Consider the following 20,675-nt stretch of genomic DNA (forward strand, 5'->3'; position numbering starts at 1 on the left):
GCCCAAGGTCACTTGAGCGAGTCCTGCAGGACGAACTTCCCGCCCTTGACGACCAGGATCTGGAAGCCACCGCTGGAGAGCGTGTGGTCGGGGGTGAACTTCAGCGGGCCGGAGAACATCTGGAAGCCGTTGATGCCCTCCAGCGCGGAGATGACCTTCGCGCCGTCGGTCGACCCGGCGTTCTTGACGGCCTCGGCGGCGAGCCGGACGGCGTCGTAGGCCTGGTTGGAGTACGGGCCGGGGTCGGCGTTGAACTTCTTCTTGTAGCTGTCGATCCAGCCCTGGGCGCCCTCGAGGGTGTCGGGGGTCTGGGTCATCGTGGCGTACACGCCTTCGGCGGTGTCGCCGCCGGCGATCTGGGCGAGCTTCTCCGAGACCGCGCCGTCGCCCACCATGATCGCGCCCTTGTACCCGGCCTGGCGGAGCTGGCGGATGATGAGGCCGCCCTCCTGGAAGTAACCCGTCCAGTAGACGAAGTCGGGCTTCTTGGCCAAGATGTTGTGGATGTTCGCGCTGTAGTCGCTCTCCTTGGGCGTGACCGCCTCGAGGATCGCGGTGTCCGGGCCGCCGGCCTGGTCGAGGAGCTGCTGGGTGCGGACGGCGATGTCCTTGGAGTAACTGGTGTTGTCGTGCACCAGCGCGACGCTCTTGGCGCCCTGCTTGGTCATCCAGGCCATGGCGGCCGACGCCTGCTGCGTGCCGGTGCCGTTGATCAGGAAGACGTGCTTGAGGTGCTGGTCGACGAGTTCCTGCGAGTTGGCCGCAGGGATGATCATGGGGATGTTCGCCTTGCCGAAGACCGGCAGGGTGGGCAGCGTCGCGCCCGAGCAGTAGCCGCCCACCGAGATCTTGACGCCCTCGGTGACGAGCTTGTTGGCGCCGGCGACGGCCGTCTGCGCGTCACACGCGTCGTCGGCGACCTTGAGCTCGAGCTTGCGGCCCAGCACGCCCCCCTTGGCGTTGATCTCGTCCACCGCCAGCTGGGCGGCGTTCTTCATGTAAGGTCCGATGGCCGCCTCGCTGCCCGACTGGGGGACGAGCATGCCGAGGCTGATGGGCCCCTTGTCCTGCGAGGCGTCCGAGCCGCCGCCACCGCCGAGGAGGCCTTGGCCGCAGCCGGCCGTCAGCATGGTCACGGCCGCGGCCGCTGACCAGATCGCCGCTATGCGCGATTTGCCCATCTTGTATCTCTCCTACCGAAAACACCGGCTCCGCATGGTGTGTGACATTGCACACCGCGCGAAAAGCGGGCGTCAAGCTTCGAGACCAGACCGTTAACCCGCTGGTAGAACCCGTAATGCACCACGCTCCTCAGCCGTCCCTGCCGTCACGACCGGAAAGCCGCGCAGAACGGCGAAACGGAAAACCCGCCCACGGCGGGACCCGGCGCCGATGACGGCGCCGGGTCGATGTGGCCGCGTGGACGGGTCAGTTGCCGGACAGGCCGAGGGCGACGGTGTGGGTGGAGGTGTAGAACTCCTGGGCGGCCTTGCCCTGCTCGCGGGGGCCGTAGCTGGAGTCCTTCTCGCCGCCGAACGGCATGTAGAAGTCGACGCCCGTGGTCGGGGTGTTGACCTTGACCAGGCCCGACTCCAGACGCGCCGACACCGACAGCGCGCGGTCGAGGTCGCGGGTGTACACCGCGGAGGCCAGGCCGTACCGCACCCCGTTGGCCAGGGCGACCGCCTCGTCCACCGAGCCGGCGTCCTGCACCAGGCAGATCGGCCCGAACACCTCGTCGCAGGCCAGGACGTGCCCGTCCGGGACGCCGTCGACGAGCGTGGGGGCGGCGAACCAGCCGGCCCGGTCGAGGGCGTCGCCGCCGGTGAGCACACGTCCCCCGACGGTCGCCGCCACCACCCGGTCGCGGGCCGTCTCCTCGATCACCGGACCCACGGCGGTGCCCGGGTCGGACGGGTCGCCCACACCGAGCTTGGCGACCGCGGCGACCAGCGCCTCGCGGACCTGCTCGCCGTTGCCCACGGCGATGACGCGCTTGGTGGCGGTGCACTTCTGCCCGGCGTACCCGAACGCGGCGGCGGCGATCTGCGCGGCGGCGGCCTCGACGTTGGCGTCGTCGAGCACGATGCTGGCGTTCTGCCCGCCCATCTCGGCCTGCACGGGGGTGCCGCGGCCGACGGCGGCGACGCTCACCTTGCGGCCGACGGCGGCCGATCCGGTGAAGGAGACGACGTCGGCGGCCTCCACCAGCGCCGAGCCCTCCTCGGCGTCGCCCGGCACGACCTGGAACAGGTCCTCGGGCAGGCCGAGCAGCTCGGCCAGGCGCAGCGCGCTGCCGAGCGCCTGCGGGGCCGGCTTCAGCACGACCGCATTCCCGAACGCCAGGGCGGGAGCGGCCTTCCACAGCGGGATGGCCAGCGGGAAGTTCCACGGGGTGATCAGCCCGGCGACCCCCCGCGGGCGCCTGCGCGTGTAGGCGAGCCCGGTGCCGGACGGCTCGTGCACGGCGCCGACCGGGTCGAAGACCTGCTGGGAGTAGTAGCGCAGGATCGCGACGGACCGGGCGACCTCGCCCTTGGCCTCGGTCACCGGCTTGCCGACCTCGCGGACGACCAGCGCGGCGAGCTCGTCCGCCGCTCCGGCGACGGCCGCGGCCGCCGCGGTGAGCGCGGCGGCGCGTTCGGCGGCGTTGGCCCCGGCCCAGCCGGCCTGCGCGGCCCGTGCCCGGCGCACCGCCTCGGCGACACCCCCGGCGCCCGCCGCGGGCGCGCTCGCGACGACGTCGGCCGGGTTCTGCGGCGACCGGCTTTCGACAACACTCATCGTCAAACCCTCTCCAAATCGGCGCTGCACGGAACGGTAGTCCATGACATGGAACACCGTCCCGTGCAGCGGAAGACAGACGGCACGGACTACAGCAGGAAGCCCTCGGGGAAGGGGTCCGTCGGGTCCAGGAAGTGCTGGGCCGTGCCGGTGACCCAGGCCCGTCCGGTGATCGTCGGGACGACGGCCGTACGGCCCGCCACCTCGGCCGTCTCGATCAGCCGGCCGGTGAACCGGGTGCCGATGAACGACTCGTTGACGAAGTCCTCGCCGAGCGCCAGCTCGCCCCTGGCGTGGAGCTGCGCCATGCGGGCGCTGGTCCCCGTGCCGCAGGGAGAGCGGTCGAACCAGCCCGGATAGATCGCCATCGCGTGGCGCGACAGCCGGGCGTCGGAGCCGGGCGCGACGAACTGCACGTGGTGACAGCCGCGGATCCCCGGGTCGAGCGGGTGGACCGGCTCGTCGGCCTCGTTGATCGCCGCCGAGATGGCGAGCCCGGCCTCCAGGATGCGCTGCCCCTGCGAGCGGTCGAAGGGCAGGCCGACCGACTCGATCGGCAGGATCGCGTAGAAGTTCCCGCCGTACGCCAGGTCGTAGGTCACCTCGCCGATGCCCGGCACCTTCACGGTCCGGTCGAGCCCCACGCTGAACGCCGGGACGTTCTGGATCGTGACCGCCCTGGCCGCGCCGTCCTCCACCTGGACCGACGCCACGACCAGACCCGCCGGGGTGTCGAGCCGCACGGTGGTGACGGGCTCGACGACCTCGACCATCCCGGTCTCCACCAGAACCGTCGCCACCCCGATGGTGCCGTGGCCGCACATCGGCAGGCAGCCGGACACCTCGATGTACAGCACGCCGTAGTCGGCGTCCGGGCGGGTCGGGGGCTGCAGGATCGCGCCGCTCATCGCCGAGTGGCCGTGCGGCTCGAACATCAGCAGCTTACGGATGTGGTCGAGGTTGGCGAGGAAGTACTCCCTGCGCTCGGCCATGGTGGCGCCGGGGATGACCCCGACGCCTCCGGTCACCACCCGCGTCGGCATCCCCTCGGTGTGGGAGTCGACGACGTGGTAGATCTTCCTGGTTCGCACCATCACCTCACCTGAGCCCTTCGGCCAGCGCCTTCTCGGTCGCCGCGCGCACGACGGCCTCGTGCTCGGGGGTCAGCGGCACGCGCGGCTGGCGGCACGGGCCGCCGTATCGGCCGGCGAGGTCCATCGACAGCTTGATGGCCTGCACGAACTCGACCTTGGCGTCCCAGCGCAGCAGCGGGTGCAGCGTACGGTACAGCGGCAGCGCCGTGGCCATGTCCCCCTCGACGGCGGCCCGGTAGAGGGCCACGCAGGAGGCCGGCAGCGCGTTGGGGTAGCCGGCGACCCAGCCGACGGCGCCGGCGAGGGCCAGCTCCACCACCACGTCGTCGGAACCGACCAGCACGTCGAGCCCGGGGGCGAGCTCGGCGATCTCGTACGCCCGCCGCACGTCGCCGGTGAACTCCTTCACCGCGACGATCAGGCCCTCGGCGTACAGCTCGGCCAGCAGCGACGGCACCAGGTCGACCTTGGTGTCGATCGGGTTGTTGTAGGCGACGACCGGCACGCCGGCCTTGGCGACCTCGCGGTAGTGGGCGAGGACGGCCCGCTTGTCGGCCCGGTAGGCGTTCGGGGGCAGCAGCATGACGGCCCCGCAGCCGGCGTCACGGGCCTGCTCGGCCCAGCGCCGCGCCTCGGCCGCGCCGTACGCCGCGACGCCGGGCATCACGCGGTCGCCCCCGATGGCCGCGACGGCCGTCTCGACGACGCGGGCGCGGTCCTCGGGCGTCAGCGTCTGGTACTCCCCGAGGGAGCCGTTCGGCACGACGCCGTCGCAGCCCTGCTCCACCAGCCAGCGGCAGTGCTCGGCGTAGCGCTCCTCGTCCACGGTCAGGTCGTCGCGCAGCGGCAGCGCCGTCGCGACCATCACTCCGCGCCAGGGCTTCTCTCGAGTGGTCAACGGGGGTCCTCTCCTGTTCGGTCTCCTGCAAGGTCCCCCAGCCGTACGGGCTGGGCGACCGGCCGGCGCGGCGCCTGCGGGTCCTCGCCCGTCAGGCACGCCACGGCGTGGCCGCAGACGCGGCCCTGGCACCAGCCCATCCCGGGGCGGGCCAGCAGCTTCATCGATCGGGCGTCCGTGGCCCCGAGGGCCCGGGCCTGTTCGATCCGCGCGTAGGGCACTTCCTCGCAGCGGCAGATCAGCGTGTCGTCGCGCAGCCAGCTCTTCCAGCCGTCGCGGACGGGATAGGCGTCCAGCAGCGCCCCGGCGAAGGCCGCCAGCCGGGCCTGCCTTCTCGCCAGGGCGGGCACCGCGCGCACCGGGCGGCCGAGGTCGGCGGCGACGGCGCGTCCGGCGATCCAGCCCTCCACCTCGGCCAGCTCGGCGCCGCCGACGCCCGTCGGCTCGCCCGCGGCGTAGACGCCGGGCACGCTGGTGCGCATCCCCGAGTCCACGGCGACGACCGGGGTGCCGTCGCGGTCGGCCCGGGTGGCGCAGCCGAGCTGGGTCGCCAGTTCGAGCTGCGGGACGAAGCCGTAGCCGACCGCCAGCGCGTCGCACTCGATCGTGCGCGTCTGCCCGGGGTTCCAGTCGCGGTCGAGCTTGGCGACGGTGACATGGGTGAGCTCGGTGTCGCCGTGGGCCGCGATCACGGCGTGGCCGCCGAGGTACGGGATGCGGTGCCGCGCCAGGTGGTAGCCGTACTCGGCGCCCTCGGCGAGCTTGCGCGGATGGGCGGCGATCGTCGGCCCCAGCCCGAACAGGCCGTTCGCCTCGAACACCCCCGCCACGCGGGCGCCCGCGGCGGCGAGGCCGGTGGCGACGGGCAGCAGGAACGGCCCGGTGCCGGCGACCACGACCCGGCTGCCCGCCACCACCAGGTCGCCCTTGAGCAGCGCCTGCGCGCCCCCGGCCGTGAACACGCCGGGCAGGTCCCAGCCGGGGAACGGCAGCGGGCGGTCGTGGGCGCCGGTGGCGATCACCAGCCGCCGGGCGCGGACGCTCGTCCGCCGCTCGTCCCGGCCGCCCGCCAGGCAGTGCACGACCACGGCGTCGTCCCCGATGGGGTCCTTCTGGACGTGCCAGACGCGGTGCCCGAGGCGGACCTCGACGAGGTCACGCGCGGCGAGGGCGTCCGCGAGCCGCGTGAACCGCCCGAAGCCGTGGTGCAGGGCGCCGGGCCTGCCGGCGTGGAAGCCGGGGGGCGCGTGCCTGAAGTACTGCCCGCCGAGCCGCGCCGCCGAGTCGACCAGCACGACGCGCAGTCCCGCGCCGGACGCCGCGACGGCGGCCGCCATCCCGGCCGGCCCGGCCCCGACGACCGCGACGTCGAACGTCCCGCCCTCCCGGCCGTCCTCCGCCGTTTCGCCCGCGGGCCGCGTGAGCCCGCCCGGCCGCTCCTGGTCGTGGCCGTTCATCCGGTGGTCACCTCGTCTCCCGGGCGCGCCTCGGTCTGGCAGGCGCGCAATGACGGCTCGCCGTTGACGGTGATCAGGCAGTCGAAGCACACCCCGATGCCGCAGAACAGCCCGCGCGGACGCTTGTCGAAGCGGGTGGTGCGCCACGACCGGACCCCGGCGGCGTACAGGACGGCGCCGATCGTCTGGCCGGGCACCGCGGTGAGGGGGCGGCCGTCCACGGTGATCTCGAAGCCGGGCTCGGGCCGCGCGCCGACGACGTGGCCGGCGTGACGCGGCCCCGTCTCCCCGGCGGGGCGGTCCTGGTGGTGCGAAGTGGTCACGCCGCGAACCTTTCCGGGCGGAACGGACTCAGGTCGAGCTCGGGGGCCTTGCCGGTCAGCAGGCCCGCGATGAGGTGGCCGGTGGCGGGGGCGAGGCCGATGCCGGCGCCCTCGTGGCCGCACGCGTGGTACAGGCCGGGCGCGCGGGGGTCGCCGCCGATCACCGGAAGGTGGTCGGGACAGTAGGGGCGGAAGCCGCAGTACGTCCTGATCACGCGGCGGTCGGCCAGCACGGGGAACAGCGTGACCGCCTGGCGGGCCAGCGCCTCCAGCACGGGGATCGAGACGGTGCGGTCGAAGCCGACCCGCTCGCGGCTGGCGCCGATGAGCACCGTGCCGGAGGGCGTGCCCTCGACGACCGCGCTGGTCTCCAGGCCCTCGTTGTCGCTCGCCACGTCGGTGACGTAGGCGGCCGTGTAGACCTTGTGCCTGACCAGCGGCGCGGCGAGGGGTTCGGTGACCAGGATGAAGCCGCGGCGCGGCAGGATCGGCAGGTCCAGGCCCGCCAGCGCGGCGACCTCGCCGCCCCAGGTGCCCGAGGCGTTCACCACGGCGCCCGCCGGGATGTCCCCCCGGTCGGTGCGCACGCCGGTGACCCGGTCGCCCTCGCGGAGGAAGCCGGTGACCGTCACCCCGGTGCGCAGGCGCACGCCGGGGGCCTGCTCCAGGAGCCGGGCGGCGGCGAGCATGGGCTGCACCTGGGAGTCCTGCGGATAGAACACCCCGCCCGCGAGGTCCCGCGTCAGGTGCGGCTCGTAGTCGGGCAGCCGCCCGTGGTCGACCGGGGCGTACTCGACGCCACGGGCGCTCTGGGCCTCGGCGAGCGTGGTGAGCGTCCGCAGCACCTCGTCGGTCTCGGCCACGACGAGGCCGCCCTTGGGCTCGAACTCGAAGCCGCCCAGGCCGGCGAGCTCACGCCACAGCCGGTTCGACAGCAGCGCCAGCTCCAGCTCCGGGCCGGGTTCCTTGTCCGAGACGAGGATGTTGCCCTCGCCCGCCCCGGTCGTACCGGATGCCACCGGGCCCCGGTCGACCACGGTGACCGACAGGCCCGCCCGGGCGGCGAAATACGCGCATGCCGCCCCGACGACACCCGCGCCGATCACGACGACGTCGGCCATCCCACCTCCAACGCAATGCTTGACGACTCAGTAATATGTCACATAGCGAAAGGTCCCATCAATACCCCCTCGCAAGGCCACCCGTTCCACACCTCTCTGGTACGAAATCGCTGCCCATCCCTACCGTTGCCCCAACCGGCTCCGGGAGAGGCGGCCGAGGCGAAGAGGGTGAACTCCCCGGTCTCTCCGGTACGGCACCCCGGACGCGGCCACGGCGGCCGCCGGGAGTGGACGGCCGTTCTCGCGGACGCGGTGGGCGGGAGGCGCCGCTTTAGAGGGCGGCGGTATGGGCACCTACCATGTGTGGCGTGACCGCAGCAGACCATCCCGTGACAGCTCCCGAGACGCAGGGCCGTACCGGCACCCCGCCGCAGCGCGCTCTCCTCGACCGGGTGCGCGGCCTCGCCCTGGCCTTCTTCCACACCGCCTGGACGCCCACGACCGTCACCATCAGGCGGTGGGCGCTGGCGAGCGTGGTCGTGAACGCCGGAATCGCGGTCACCGGAGCGGCCGTCCGGGTCAGCGGCTCGGGGCTCGGCTGCCCCACCTGGCCCCGCTGCACCCCCGACAGCTTCGTGCCCGCGCCGCACGACGCCCACGCGCCCATGAACATGGCGATCGAGTTCGGCAACCGGCTGCTGTCGTTCCTCGTCCTCGCCGTCGGCGTGGCCTGCGTGGTCGCGGTGTGGCGCGCGACCCCCCGCCGTCCCGCGCTGGTCAAGCTGGCCATGATCCAGCCGGTGGGCGTAGCGGTCCAGGGCCTGTGGGGCGGCCTGGTGGTGCGGTCGCTGCTCAACCCCGTCACCGTCGGGGTCCACTACCTGCTGTCCACCGGCATGATCCTGGCGGCGTTCGCGCTCTACGCCCGCTCCGGCGAGGGCGACGCCCCGCCGCGGCGGCTGGTGCACCGCGACATCCGCACCCTCGGCTTCGTGCTGGCCTTCGCCGTCTTCGTACTGCTGGTCGTCGGCGTCATGGTCAGCGGCACCGGCCCGCACTCCGGCGACGAGGCGGCCTCACGGTTCGACTTCGACATCCAGATGATGGCCCAGTTGCACGCCGACGTGGTGTGGATCGTGATCGGGCTGACGTTCGCGCTGCTGTTCGCCCTGCACGTCAGCGACTCCCCCGGCCGGGCGCGGCGCGGGGCGCTGGTGCTGCTCGGCGTCGAGCTCGCCCAGGGCTTCATCGGATACGTCCAGTACTTCCTGGCCGTGCCCGCCTTCCTGGTCGCCCTGCACGTGCTCGGCTCCACCCTGGTGTGGATCGCGGCGCTGCGGGTGGTCTACCTCATGCGCTCGCGCGGCCCTCTCGCCGCCCTCACCCCCAACCGAACGGACACGGCCCGCGTCTAAGGGTTCGTGATCTCCTTACCGTCCTGGGCGGCCCGGATCCGCCTCTCGCGCCGGGCGGGCCGCCGCCTGTACCAGGGGACCGTCGCGCTCAGCGTGCTGGCCCTGGCCCCGATGACCTGGGCGTGGCTGTCCTCCATGCCCCACCGGACCACGGCCGGCGCCGGCGCCGCGTGGACGCGCGACGTCCCGGCGGCCCCGGTCGCCCTCGTGCTCGGCGCCGGGCTGTTCCACGGCGGGCCGAGTCCGATGCTCGCCACGCGGCTCGACATCGCCGCCGAACTGTACCGCTCAGGCAGGGTGCGCGCCCTGCTGCTGTCCGGTGACAACAGCCGCGTGGGGTACGACGAGCCGTCCGTCATGCGCGACTACCTGATCGCCCACGGCGTGCCGCGGAAGGTGCTGGTGCTCGACTACGCGGGGTTCGACACGTGGGACTCCTGCGTCCGCGCCCGCGACGTGTTCGGGGTGCGGCGGGTCACGGTGGTGACGCAGAACTTCCACCTGCCGCGCGCCGTCGCCCTGTGCCGGACCGCCGGCATGGACGCCTTCGGCGTCGGCGACGACTCCTCGGCCACCTGGCCCGCCCAGACCACGGTCTACGCGGTGCGGGAGTTCGCCGCGACGGCCAAGGGCTTCCTCGACTCGGTGGTGCTGAGGTCCTCCCCGGTCTTCCCGGGGCCCCGGGAGACCTCTCTCGACCGGATCCTCGCCTCCCGCCCCTGACGCGGCGCGCTCACCCGCAGCCGACATCGGAGAACCTCGGGGGTGTGGCGCCCTTCATGACCGCGAGGAACCCGGCGGTCGCCGATTCGCCGGGATCCAGGCGAGGGTTCGACTCGGGCGCGTGGATCATGCCGACCGGTCCGTTCGCCATCGGCCTGCCGTTCCACGCCTTGGTGACGGTGATCCCCATCGGCATCATCCACCGGACGTACCACTCGTTGATCGGCCCGACGCCGGTGTTCCTGATCGACGCCGAGGCCTGGAACCCGCCCCGCCACGACTTCACCAGCTTCACCGCCGCGGTGCAGGAGATCGGCGGCGGCAGGGTCGGGGACGCGCTCACCGCCTGCGACGACGCGGCGGGCGCCGGGGACGGGCGGGACGGCGGGCCCGCCGCCGAGGTGGTGCCGGGCCGCGTCAGGGCGAACGTGGTCAGCCCGGCGACGGCGATCACGGCCGCGGCTGAGGCGACCTTCGCGGTGGTCCTCACGACACCCTCACCACCTGCCGCCCGGCTCTCCGGCCGGCGGGTACGGCTCCTGAGGGAAGACGTCCGGTGGCGGGTAGGGCGAGGCCGGATGGCGGGGGTCGTGGCCCGGCGCGTAGCCGGGCGGGGCCACGCCCCTGGAGATCCCGTCGCGGTGACGTTCGGGCACGGGGAAGGCCGCCTTGGCGGCGCTCATGCAGGCCAGCAGGGCCTCGCGCTGCGCCTCGAAGGAGTCCCTGTCGATGACGCCGCGCACTCCCCTCTCGTGGAGCAGGCCGAGCTCGGTGGAGGCGAGCTGGTAGTCGCGCATGGCCCGCAGCCCCGCACGGCCGCCGTACGCCTTGGCCCACTGCCGCGCCTGCCTGCGTCCCTGCAGCGACGAAAGCATGAACACGTCGACGTCGGTGACCAGGCCGAGCCCTCCGTACGGCGGCAGGTAGCGCTGGATGAGGCCGACGATGCGCTTGCGGTCCCTGACGATCACCCCGAGCTCGACGAAGAAGAGGATCATCAGCAGCAGGTACGCCAGCGCCAGGCCGAGGATGCCCGCGTAGGAGGTGAAGCCGTTCCAGGTGCCGTGCAGGGTGATCGCGCCGAGCCAGCCGAGGAAGATGACCCCGCCGCGCATCGGGCTGCGGCTCTGCGCGGCGTACACCACCGAGATGCCGATCAGCGAGGTGAACAGCGGATGGGCGAACGGGGACAGCACGCCGCGGAGCACCACCGTCACCGCCAGCCCCTGCACGCCGTTCATGTCCTGGGCCATGATGTAGTAGCTGACGTTCTCGCTCATGGCGAAGCCGAGCCCGACCATGCTGGCGTAGATGATGCCGTCGGTCGGCCCGTCGAGCTCGTGGCGGCGCCAGCGCAGCAGGCCGAGCAGCACCAGGCCCTTCATGGTCTCCTCGACCACGGGCGCCACGAAGGTCGCCACCAGGTTGCGGGCTCCGGTCGGGTCCTGGGTGGCGATGGTGACGTACCTCAGGTTGAGGCTGTTGAGCACGCCGGCGACCAGCACGGCGATGCCCGCGCCCCACATGAACGCGAAGGCCAGGTCCTTGCGGGGCTCGGGCTCCATGCGGTCGAGCGCGAGCACCCCGGCCAGCAGCAGCGGCACGGGCGCGAGCGCGAGGATGAGCGCGATGAAGAACTGGACCGGGTCGCCGTTGAAGACGTCGAACGAGAACGACACCAGCGCGCAGATCCCGGCCACGACGAGCCCGATGATCAGTCCGACGGAGGGGCGTTCCTTAAGCACCCAGCGGGGATCAAGGTTCGTCATGTTCGCGAGCGTAATCGACCGGGCACGAGGTGTCCGCCCCGCCCCCCACCGCATCGGCCCGGCCCGTGACCCGTCACACCGCATCACCCCACCTGACGACCGTCTCCCGGCCCCGTGAGGATTTCCCCCGCACGGCCGCCTCCACACCTCCCGGGCCCCTATACGGGCGGCGTATGACCTGGCGGCCGCGGCCGGGCCGGGATGTTCATCCTCGACGACGACGTCGATCCCGGCCTGCCCGCCGACCACGGCGTCGACGACTCGGCCGGCGCCACCGAGATCCGGGAGCTCGAGAACAAGGTGGAAACCTCCTCGTCCCGCCCGGGGCGGAGGCACTAGCGTGAATGCCCCGTCCTCACCGGAAAGAGGCCCTTCGCCCCATGCTGCTCATCCGCGAGATGCAGGAACCGGACATCGAGCCGGTGTCGGCCGTACGAATAGCCGGCTGGAAGACCGCCTACCGCGGCATGGTCCCCCAGACCTACCTCGACGGTCTGTCCGTCGAGGACGACGCCCGGGCCCGGCGGGAGTGGTTCAGGCGGAACGACGGCACCGTCCTGAACCTCGTCGCCGAGGTGGACGGCACCGTGCGGGGCTGGCTGGCCATGGGCCCGAACCGCGACGACGACGCCGAACCGGGCACCGGCGAGATCTACGCCCTGTACGTCCGGCCCGAGCTCATCGGCACCGGAATCGGCCGGGCCCTGGTGGAGGCGGCCCTGGAGGCGGCGTCGGAACGGCGCTTCCATCGGCTCGTCCTGTGGGTCCTGGAGGCCAACCATCGAGCCCGCCGCTTCTACGCCTCCGCCGGCTTCACCCCCGACGGCACCGGAAAGCCGTGGGAGGTCGAAGGCACCCCCGTCCCCGAACTCCGCTACCACCGCCCCCTCGTACGGCACCCGGCCTCTCACCAGGGGCCTCATCACGACGGATGACCCAGCGACCGCCCTGCACGGCCGCGCCGCGGACCGGCAGATCTTCACATCCCCGCGACGTCGCCTTTCCCGGGCCGTGTCAGCCGTAGGACGGTGGCCAGGGCGGCCGCGCCCGTGGCGATGCCCGTGAGGTGCTGGAGGACGGCCACGGGGAGGTACTCGGCCATCGCGTAGCCGGTGGGCCGGAGGATCGCCATGGGGAGCTTCCAGCAACTCCAGGCGAACAATGATCCCGAGCCCGCGAAGGCCAGGGTCGTCGGCAGCCACAGCGGCAGCCGGGCCGGACGGTGGCGGGTGAGCGTCCGGAGGCTCCAGGCGCTGATCAGCGCCCAGATCCCCGCGCTGGCGTTCAGCAGCCGGCCGTTGAGGTCCCAGTGGTCGCGGTGGGCGGGGTCGAGGCCGAGCGTCCCGCCGGCGGCCCAGTAGAGCCACAGCAGCCCCAGGACGACGGCCGCCGCCGTGGCCGGCGCGGCGAACCGCGGCGGGCGGCGCCGGGACTCCCCGGTGCGGACGGGGGACCGTGGAGCGTCCTGGCTCCGGGAGAGGACGTCACCGACGCGGCCGAGGAAGGCGTGCGGCCATCTCTCGCGCATGTAGATCGGGAGGGCGACGGCGAGCCCCACGCCCATCCCGATGAACCCGACGGTGATGAGGATCATGTCCCAGTCGGGCGCGGCGGCCGACGCTTCCTCCGCGCCGGCCCCGGCCGTCTGCATGCCGGCGCCGATCAGCATGTACGGGAGCATGGGGACCAGGAAGCCCGCTGCCACCCAGGCGATGAGGATCACCGGTGGGGCCGGGAGGCGGCGTCCCCACGGCCGCGCCAGCGCCAGCCCCAGGGTGACGCCGGTGGCGGACATCCCCACGGTGACCGCGTTGAGCACCACCATCCCGGCCTGCCCGCCCCCGCGGAGCAGGGCGGCGATCCAGATCAGCTTGACGACCAGGTAGAAGGACATCGTCAGCGCCGCGCCGTACCCCGCCGTCTTGCGTACGGCGACCCACCGCGCGCCGATGGCACTCCCACTCGCCGATCCTCGCGTCACGCCGCCCCCTGACCTCTCGTCGTCGTGAGGATCGTCGCGAAGGAGGGCCGCCCCCGACTCCCCTCGGCGGGGGAAACCCCTCCCTCTCACGGGGGACCGCCCGTTGTACGGCATCCCGGACAGGAGTACGGTGTGACTTGTTGACCAGATCAGCTAAATCAGTCAACAAGTCAAAAAGGAGGGCGCGGCGTGGTGGGGCGACCGAGGCAGGACGCGGATCGGGCCGATCGGATCCTGGACGCGGGGGCCGAGCTGCTCATGCGGCTCGGCTTCCGCAAGGTGACGATCGAGGACATCGCCCGGCAGGCCGGCATCGGCAAGGGCACGGTCTACCTGCACTGGCGCACCAAGCAGCAGCTTTTCGAGGCCCTGCTGCTGCGCGAGGCCATCACCTACGTCGAGAAGCTCGTGGACGAACTGCGCCGCGACCCCGCCACCGTGCGGCCGCACCGCCTGCTGGCGGCGTCGTTCCTGATCGTCCACGACCGGGCCGTGCTCCGGGCGATGATGACCGGGGAGATCGAGCCGTTGCAGGCGCGGATGAACCAGAGCCCGGCCCGCGGCCAGGAGCTGCTCACCACCACCAGGCTCGTCGGCCTGCTGACGCGGCACGGCCTGTTCCGGGAGGACGTGCCGGACCTGGTGTACGCGCTGACCGCGACGCAGGGCGGGTTCCTGCTGCTGGACAGCCTGGACCCGGCGGCGGCCGAGATGGACGTACGGGCGCGGGCCGACGCGCTCGCCCACGTCGTGCGGAACGCCTTCGAGCCGGCCGCCCCGCCTGATCAGCGGGTCCTGGCCGCCGCGGCCGCCGAGGCCGTGGAGGTCATGGAGGAGCTGCTCCCGCCCTACCGCGAATGGGTCTACGGCCACCAGCGGACGTCCACGTGACCGCGCGCCCGCGCGGCACGGCCGGCGGTCCGTGACCGGCCGGAACAGTCGAAGGAGATCAGAGATGACCAGCACCGACCCCGAGGCGGCACCGTTACCGGCCGTCCGCCCCAATCCGTTCGATCCGCCGGAAGATCTCGCGGAGCTGCGTGAGAACTCCCCCGTCAGCCGGCTGGCGTACCCCGACGGCCACATCGGGTGGCTGGTGACCAGCCACGCCCTCGTCCGCGCCGTCCTCGCCGACCCGCGCTTCAGCGCGCGGGCCGACCTCAACCACTCCCCCGTCCTGCAGTCGGGCCTCGCCGCGCAGCTCCGCCCGGCGCCTCCCGGGATCTTCACCCGCATGGACCCGCCCGACCACACCCGCTACCGCCACCTGCTCACCGGGCAGTTCACCGTGCGGCGCATGCGAGCGCTCACCTCGCGCATCGAGGAGATCACCGCCGAGCACCTGGACGCCATGGAGCGGCAGGGGCCGCCGGTCGACCTGGTGGAGGCGTTCGCGATGCCGATCCCCGCGCTGGTGATCTGCGAGCTGCTCGGCGTGCCGGCCGGCGACCGGGAGAGCTTCCAGCGTCAGTCGGCGGCGATGATGCGCCTGGACGTCTCCCCCGAGGAGATGGTCGCCGCCTACACGGCGATGCACGAGTTCATGCGCGGGCTCGTGGCGGCCAAGCGGGCCAGGCCGGGCGACGACATGCTCAGCGGCCTGACCTCCGCCGACCTGACCGACGAGGAGCTCACGAACATCGGCTTCGTGCTGCTGGGCGCCGGCTTCGAGACCACCGGGAACATGCTCGCGCTCGGCACCTTCGCCCTGCTCACCCACCCGGGCGCGCTCGCCGTCCTGCGCGAGGATCCGGGCAGGGCCGACCAGGCGGTGGAGGAGCTGCTGCGCTACCTCAGCGTCATCCCCGCCAGCAACCGCACGGCTCTGGAGGACGTCGAGCTGGACGGACACGTGATCAGGGCGGGTGAGACCGTGACGGTCTCGATCCCGGCGGCCAACCGCGACCCGCGGCACTTCGCCGACCCCGACACCCTCGATCTGCTGCGTCCGACCGGCGGCCACGTGGCCTTCGGGCACGGCATCCACCAGTGCCTGGGCCAGCAGCTGGCGCGGGTCGAGATGCGGGTCGGGTACCCGGCGCTGTTCGGCCGCTTCCCCACCCTCCGCCTGGCCGTCGCCCCCGAGGACGTGCCGCTGCGCACCGACATGCTGATCTACGGCGTTCACCGGCTGCCGGTGACGTGGGACCGGGCGTAACGAGGACACCCGAGGTGGCGCTCGCGGCGGGATGACTCCCGCGGCGGGCGCCATCAGGCGTTTTAGGGGGATGTGACCGGTTCGTTACGCACGGGGGCCTTGAGATGCACTTCACACGTCTATACAGTCCCTTCATCGCTAGCAAACAAAATGTTTAGTAAAAAAGATCGGATTGTTTGATGGCGCTTGGACCCGGAGCTCAGGACCCCGCCGAGACGGCGGCCGAGGCGGACACCGTCCGGCTCGGTGCGCGTATCAGGGCGTACCGGGCCATGCGCCAGATGACGTTGCGCGACCTGGCCGGCAAGGCGGGAGCCAGCCCCGGGTTCATCAGCCAGCTCGAACGCGGGCGCACCAGCGCGAGCATCGGGATGCTCCGGCGGATCGCCGGAGTGCTCGGGCTCACCGTGGCCGACCTGTTCAGCGAGGGCGACGTGGTCGAACACCGGATCGTCCGGCGGTCCGACCGGCCCGAGTTACCCACCAGGCCGGGCACCCGCAAGTACCTCATCTCGCAGCGTCCCCTCCAGAACCTGGAGATGTACGGCGGCGAGTTCGATCCCGGGGCCTCCACCGGGGACGAGCCCTACAGCCACGGCGAGTCCCAGGAGATCCTCCTGGTACTGCGCGGCCGGGCCACGTTATGGATCGGCCCGCCGGAGTCGGCGACGCGCTACGAGCTGGAGGCCGGGGACAGCATCGAGTACCGGACCTCGACCCCGCACCGCGTCGTCAACGAGGGCGCCGAGCCGCTCGAGGTGCTGTGGGTGATCAGCCCGCCCACCCCCTCCTGACCACCCGTCCCCTTCTCCGTACTCACCGCCTCCCGAACGGCCCGCATCGCGGCCCACGCCGGGGAACGGCCTCCACGACCCCACGCACCGACCGCGCCCCCACCGGTGCGCCTTCCGGGACGCCCCACACGCCCCGCGTACACCCGCTACCAAAGGGGAACCATGTCCAAAGTCACCCGCTCCCTCTCACTCGCCGCCGCCTCCGCGTCCCTGCTGCTGGCCGCCGCCTGTGGTGGCGGCGCCGCCGGTCCCGCCACCGTCGACCTCGGCTCCGGCCCCCCCCAGGCCGGCACCGTGAAGAAGGACGCGCTGAAAGGCGTCAACCTGACCTTCGTCTCCTACGGCGGCGTCTACCAGAAGGGCCAGCAGCAGGCGGCCGTGGACGACTTCGCCAAGGAGTCGGGCGCCCAGGTCCTTCAGGACGGCCCCACCGACTACGCCAAGATCAAGGCTCAGGTCGACTCCAACAACGTGACCTGGGACGTCGTCGACAGCGACGCGATCTGGGCGCAGGCGCAGTGCGGCAAGCTGCTCCAGCCGCTCGACTACTCCATCATCGACAAGTCGAAGGTGCCGCAGGGCCTGGCCACCGAGTGCGGCGTCCCGGCGATGCAGTACGGCATGGTGTTCGCCTACAACGCCAAGAAGTTCGGGGCCAACCCGCCCAAGGACTGGAAGGACTTCTTCGACACCGCGAAGTACCCCGGCAAGCGCGGCATCCCGGGTGTGCCCGGCGACGCGGCGCCCGGACCGTGGGAGGCGGCACTGGTCGCCGACGGCGTCGCGCCGGACAAGCTGTACCCCCTCGACGTCGACCGGGCCGGCAAGAAGCTGAGCGCCGTCCGCTCCGACCTGGTCTTCTGGAAGACCGGGGCCGAGTCGCAGCAGTTGCTGGAGTCCGGCGAGGTCGACATGGCCATGCTCTGGAGCGGCCGGGCCTACGCGGCGGTCAAGAACGGCGCCCCGTTCCAGATCCAGTGGGACCAGTGGATGCCGATCATGGACACGATCGGCGTGCCCAAGGGGGCCAAGAACCCCAAGGCGGCCATGGCGCTGATCAACTACTACCTGGGCGCACGGCAGCAGGCGAAGCTCACCGAGCTGACCTCCTACTCCCCGATCAACACCGACGCCAAGCCGAACCTGGACGCGCTCGGCACCTCGTTCCTGACCACACGGCCGGACGTCGCCGCCAAGGCTCTGCCGGTCGACGCCAAGTGGTGGGCCGACAACCAGCAGGCGCTGATCGAGAAGTGGTCCGCCTGGCTGGGCGGCTGAGGCTGACGACATGGTCCTGGAACTGACCACCGCCGCCCGTCCCACCGCCAAGGGGCGGGCGGCGGCCCGCGAGCCCGGCGCGCGACGCCCGGCTCTGCTGCTGCTTCCCGCCCTGGTCGCCCTCGCCGTCTTCTTCCTGTACCCGCTGGCCGTGGTCGCGTGGGACGCCTTCACCGACCCCGCCCCCGGGCTCGGCAACTTCACGTGGTTCTTCGGCGAGCGGGCCAACCTCGACACGCTGACCCGGACGTTCACCACCGCCCTGTGGGTGACCCTGGTGTCGCTGCTGCTGTCCTACCCCTACGCGTACGCGATGACGGTGGCCGGCCCCCGCCTGCGGGGCGTGCTGACGATGCTGGTGCTGCTGCCGTTCTGGACCAGCCTGATGGTGCGCACCTTCGCCTGGGTGATCCTCCTGCAGGACACCGGCGTGATCAACCAGATCCTCGGGGTGTTCGGCCTCGGCCCGTTCGGGCTGATCCGCACGCAGACCGGCGTGATCATCGGCATGGTGCAGCTGCTCATGCCGTTCATGGTGCTTCCGCTGTACGCCGTGATGTCGGGCATCGACCGGCGGCTGCTCCCGGCCGCCCGCAGCCTCGGCGCCCGGCCGGCGACGGCGTTCGTCACGGTGTACATGCCGCTGTCGCTGCCCGGCGTCTCGGCGGGCTGCCTGACGGTGTTCATCAGCGCGCTCGGGTTCTACATCACCCCGGCGCTGCTCGGCTCGCCGACGGACGCGCTGATCTCCCAGCAGATCTTCACCCAGGTCAGCGGCCTGTTGAAGTGGGGGCGCGGCGGCGCGATGGGCGTCGTGCTGCTCGGCCTGACGCTGGCGATGATCGCCCTGCTCGCGGTCTCGCTGCGCCGCGCCGGAAAGAGGGTGAGCGGATGAGCGCCGCCGGTTCCCGTACCTCCGCCGGGCCCCGCCTCGGGCGGGGGCTGCTGTGGACGCTGTGCGCGGTCGTCGGGCTGTGGCTGGTGGTGCCGGTGCTCGTGGTCATCCCGCTCAGCTTCACCTCCAAGCCGTCGCTGAAGTTCCCGCCGGACGGCTGGTCCACCCGGTGGTACGCCAACTTCTTCGGCGACACCGCCTGGACCTCGGCCCTGTGGACCTCGCTGCAGGTGGCGCTGCTGGTGACCGTGGTGGCCACGGCGCTCGGCACGGCCGCGGCGCTCGGCCTCACCCGGGCGCGCGTGCCCGGCCTCGGCGCCGCGCAGGGGATGATGCTCGCGCCGATGATCGTGCCCGGGGTGGTGCTGGCGATCGGCACCTACGCGGTGTTCCTGAAGTTCCAGCTGGTCGGGACGCTCGCCGGGTTCGTCATGGCGCACACCGTGCTCGCGCTGCCGTTCGTGATCATCCCGGTCACCGCGAGCCTGCGCGGCTTCGACCGGCGCCTGGAGAACGCCGCCGCGAGCCTCGGCGCGGGGATGTGGACGGCCTTCCGGACGGTCACGCTGCCGCTGGTGGCGCCCGGCGTGGCCTCCGGAGCGCTGTTCGCGTTCGTCACCAGCTTCGACGAGGTCGTCGTCTCCCTGTTCATCCAGAGTCCGTACCTGCAGACCCTGCCGGTGAAGATGTACGCCAGCGTGACCCGCGAGACCGACCCGACCATCGCGGCGGCCGCGACGATGATCATCGTGCTGACGACGACGCTCGTCCTCGCGGCCACGTTCTTCGTCGCCCGAAGAAGCGCCCCGGCGAGGACCCGCACGAAGCCCGGTTCGAAAGGCAAGGTGAGCACTCGTGCCATCTAGCACCACCCCGGCGCCGGTCTCCGGCGCGACGCGGCCCGGCAACGACCTCGCCGGCCGCGGCGCCCGGATCGAGCTGACCGGCCTGTCGAAGCACTACGGCGACTTCACCGCCGTGGACGACGTCTCGCTGGTCATCGAGCCCGGGGAGTTCATGACTTTGCTGGGGCCGAGCGGCTCCGGCAAGACCACCACCCTCAACATCATCGCCGGGTTCGCCGGCCCGTCCTCGGGATCGTTGAAGGTCGACGGCACGGCGATCGAGTCGACGCCGGCGCACAAGCGCGACATGGGCGTGGTCTTCCAGCACTACGCGCTGTTCCCGCACCTCACGGTGGCGGAGAACATCGCCTACCCGCTGAAGCGGCGCGGGGTGCCGAAGGCGCGGCGCGCCGAGCTCATCGACGCCGCGCTCGCGACCGTCCACCTGGGCGACTACGGGCACCGCTACCCCCGGGAGCTGTCGGGAGGCCAGCAGCAGCGCGTGGCCGTGGCCCGCGCCATCGTCTACAGCCCCCGCGTGCTGCTGATGGACGAGCCGCTCGGCGCGCTGGACAAGAAGCTGCGCGACTGGCTGCAACTGGAGATCAAGCGCATCCACGCCGAGCTCGGCACGACGTTCGTCTACGTCACCCACGACCAGGAGGAGGCGCTGGTCCTGTCCGACCGGATCGCCGTCTTCAACCACGGCCGCATCGAGCAGGTCGGCCCGGCGAGCGAGCTGTACGAGCGGCCCGGCACCCTGTTCGTGGCCAAGTTCCTCGGCGAGTCGACCGTGCTGCGCGGCGAGGCGACGCCGGAGGGCGACGGTTCGGTGGTCGGCGTCTGCGCCCGCCACCTGCGCGCCCCGGGCCGCCTGGACGGCACCCGCGCCGCGATCGTCGTACGGCCCGAGCGCCTCGAGGTGCGCCCGGCGGGCCACGAGCCCGGCGCCGGCTGGAACGCGCTTCCGGCCACCGTCGCCGGGGAGATCTACCTGGGATCCAGCCGCAAGCTGGAGCTCACGCTCCCCGACGGCTCCCCGGCGCTGGTGCGCGAGCAGGCGGGTGCGCTGAGCGACGCCCGGCGGGGCGACGAGGTCACCCTGACCTGGCGCGTGCGGGATTCGGTGATCCTCGCGGACGACCCCGAGGTGGAGGCGGTCTTCACATGAGCGTCCCGGGTCAGGCCGCCGGCGGGCAC

Annotated in this window: 21 protein-coding genes; 11 read left to right on the plus strand and 10 right to left on the minus strand. The window is 72.3% G+C overall.

Annotated elements, in window-relative coordinates:
- Window positions 1–8 precede the first annotated feature (8 nt).
- From KIK05_RS31805 to KIK05_RS31835, 7 genes are all read right to left on the minus strand, one after another.
- Window positions 9–1,181, minus strand: a complete 1,173-nt coding sequence (locus tag KIK05_RS31805; protein ID WP_214410775.1) for a branched-chain amino acid ABC transporter substrate-binding protein — start codon at window positions 1,179–1,181, stop codon at window positions 9–11.
- A 247-nt stretch (window positions 1,182–1,428) separates the two neighbouring features.
- Complete coding sequence (locus tag KIK05_RS31810) at window positions 1,429–2,784, minus strand: aldehyde dehydrogenase family protein (protein WP_250563793.1); 1,356 nt, start codon at window positions 2,782–2,784, stop codon at window positions 1,429–1,431.
- 89 nt (window positions 2,785–2,873) lie between these two features.
- A complete protein-coding gene (locus KIK05_RS31815; RefSeq protein ID WP_214414600.1) occupies window positions 2,874–3,875 on the minus strand; it encodes a proline racemase family protein in 1,002 nt (333 codons plus the stop codon).
- Window positions 3,876–3,882: 7 nt separating this feature from the next.
- Window positions 3,883–4,776: a dihydrodipicolinate synthase family protein gene (locus KIK05_RS31820; RefSeq protein ID WP_250563795.1), complete on the minus strand. Its 894-nt coding sequence runs from the start codon at window positions 4,774–4,776 to the stop codon at window positions 3,883–3,885.
- On the minus strand, window positions 4,773–6,233 hold the full coding sequence (locus tag KIK05_RS31825; protein ID WP_214414532.1) for an NAD(P)/FAD-dependent oxidoreductase: 1,461 nt from the start codon (window positions 6,231–6,233) through the stop codon (window positions 4,773–4,775). Before KIK05_RS31825 ends, KIK05_RS31820 begins: the two co-directional genes overlap by 4 nt.
- Window positions 6,230–6,556 (minus strand): (2Fe-2S)-binding protein, encoded by a 327-nt coding sequence (locus KIK05_RS47370; RefSeq protein WP_214414533.1) that lies wholly within the window; start codon window positions 6,554–6,556, stop codon window positions 6,230–6,232. The genes KIK05_RS31825 and KIK05_RS47370 overlap by 4 nt, the downstream gene beginning before the upstream one ends.
- Window positions 6,553–7,677, minus strand: a complete 1,125-nt coding sequence (locus KIK05_RS31835) for an NAD(P)/FAD-dependent oxidoreductase (RefSeq protein WP_214414534.1) — start codon at window positions 7,675–7,677, stop codon at window positions 6,553–6,555. The genes KIK05_RS47370 and KIK05_RS31835 overlap by 4 nt, the downstream gene beginning before the upstream one ends.
- A gap of 308 nt (window positions 7,678–7,985) precedes the next feature.
- Between KIK05_RS31835 and KIK05_RS31840 the strand changes: the two genes are divergently transcribed.
- Both KIK05_RS31840 and KIK05_RS31845 read left to right on the plus strand, forming a co-directional pair.
- Window positions 7,986–9,032, plus strand: coding sequence for a COX15/CtaA family protein (locus tag KIK05_RS31840; RefSeq protein ID WP_308250192.1), 1,047 nt, complete (start codon window positions 7,986–7,988; stop codon window positions 9,030–9,032).
- Between the two features lie 6 nt (window positions 9,033–9,038).
- The gene (locus KIK05_RS31845; protein WP_308250193.1) at window positions 9,039–9,755 is read left to right on the plus strand and encodes a SanA/YdcF family protein; all 717 of its coding nucleotides are present in this window, start codon (window positions 9,039–9,041) and stop codon (window positions 9,753–9,755) included.
- 10 nt (window positions 9,756–9,765) lie between these two features.
- On the opposite strand, the gene KIK05_RS49095 is transcribed toward KIK05_RS31845, so the two are convergent.
- On the minus strand, window positions 9,766–10,245 hold the full coding sequence (locus KIK05_RS49095; protein ID WP_214414536.1) for a cellulose binding domain-containing protein: 480 nt from the start codon (window positions 10,243–10,245) through the stop codon (window positions 9,766–9,768).
- 7 nt (window positions 10,246–10,252) lie between these two features.
- The gene (locus KIK05_RS31855; RefSeq protein WP_214414537.1) at window positions 10,253–11,524 is read right to left on the minus strand and encodes a PrsW family intramembrane metalloprotease; all 1,272 of its coding nucleotides are present in this window, start codon (window positions 11,522–11,524) and stop codon (window positions 10,253–10,255) included.
- Window positions 11,525–11,725: 201 nt separating this feature from the next.
- Between KIK05_RS31855 and KIK05_RS31860 the strand changes: the two genes are divergently transcribed.
- Window positions 11,726–11,863 carry a hypothetical protein gene (locus KIK05_RS31860; protein ID WP_214414538.1) on the plus strand — a complete coding sequence of 46 codons (138 nt, stop codon included), beginning with the start codon at window positions 11,726–11,728 and terminating at the stop codon, window positions 11,861–11,863.
- Between the two features lie 41 nt (window positions 11,864–11,904).
- Window positions 11,905–12,459: a GNAT family N-acetyltransferase gene (locus KIK05_RS31865; RefSeq protein ID WP_214414539.1), complete on the plus strand. Its 555-nt coding sequence runs from the start codon at window positions 11,905–11,907 to the stop codon at window positions 12,457–12,459.
- A 44-nt stretch (window positions 12,460–12,503) separates the two neighbouring features.
- On the opposite strand, the gene KIK05_RS31870 is transcribed toward KIK05_RS31865, so the two are convergent.
- Window positions 12,504–13,505 carry a hypothetical protein gene (locus KIK05_RS31870; RefSeq protein ID WP_214414540.1) on the minus strand — a complete coding sequence of 334 codons (1,002 nt, stop codon included), beginning with the start codon at window positions 13,503–13,505 and terminating at the stop codon, window positions 12,504–12,506.
- A gap of 189 nt (window positions 13,506–13,694) precedes the next feature.
- On the opposite strand from KIK05_RS31870, the gene KIK05_RS31875 reads away from it, so the two are divergent.
- The 7 genes from KIK05_RS31875 to KIK05_RS31905 all read left to right on the plus strand — a co-directional run bounded on the left by KIK05_RS31875 (window position 13,695) and on the right by KIK05_RS31905 (window position 20,646).
- On the plus strand, window positions 13,695–14,396 hold the full coding sequence (locus KIK05_RS31875) for a TetR/AcrR family transcriptional regulator (protein WP_308250194.1): 702 nt from the start codon (window positions 13,695–13,697) through the stop codon (window positions 14,394–14,396).
- 64 nt (window positions 14,397–14,460) lie between these two features.
- Window positions 14,461–15,663 carry a cytochrome P450 gene (locus KIK05_RS31880; protein WP_214414541.1) on the plus strand — a complete coding sequence of 401 codons (1,203 nt, stop codon included), beginning with the start codon at window positions 14,461–14,463 and terminating at the stop codon, window positions 15,661–15,663.
- Window positions 15,664–15,842: 179 nt separating this feature from the next.
- Window positions 15,843–16,457: a helix-turn-helix domain-containing protein gene (locus tag KIK05_RS31885; protein WP_214414542.1), complete on the plus strand. Its 615-nt coding sequence runs from the start codon at window positions 15,843–15,845 to the stop codon at window positions 16,455–16,457.
- A gap of 162 nt (window positions 16,458–16,619) precedes the next feature.
- Window positions 16,620–17,735 carry an ABC transporter substrate-binding protein gene (locus KIK05_RS31890; RefSeq protein ID WP_214414543.1) on the plus strand — a complete coding sequence of 372 codons (1,116 nt, stop codon included), beginning with the start codon at window positions 16,620–16,622 and terminating at the stop codon, window positions 17,733–17,735.
- 10 nt (window positions 17,736–17,745) lie between these two features.
- Window positions 17,746–18,630: an ABC transporter permease gene (locus tag KIK05_RS31895; protein WP_214414544.1), complete on the plus strand. Its 885-nt coding sequence runs from the start codon at window positions 17,746–17,748 to the stop codon at window positions 18,628–18,630.
- Window positions 18,627–19,496 (plus strand): ABC transporter permease, encoded by an 870-nt coding sequence (locus tag KIK05_RS31900; protein ID WP_214414545.1) that lies wholly within the window; start codon window positions 18,627–18,629, stop codon window positions 19,494–19,496. The genes KIK05_RS31895 and KIK05_RS31900 overlap by 4 nt, the downstream gene beginning before the upstream one ends.
- The gene (locus KIK05_RS31905; RefSeq protein ID WP_214414546.1) at window positions 19,486–20,646 is read left to right on the plus strand and encodes an ABC transporter ATP-binding protein; all 1,161 of its coding nucleotides are present in this window, start codon (window positions 19,486–19,488) and stop codon (window positions 20,644–20,646) included. Before KIK05_RS31900 ends, KIK05_RS31905 begins: the two co-directional genes overlap by 11 nt.
- The last annotated feature ends 29 nt before the right edge of the window (window positions 20,647–20,675 follow it).

It is taken from the genome of Sphaerisporangium fuscum (genome assembly GCF_018531465.1).
Lineage (GTDB): Bacteria > Actinomycetota > Actinomycetes > Streptosporangiales > Streptosporangiaceae > Sphaerisporangium > Sphaerisporangium fuscum.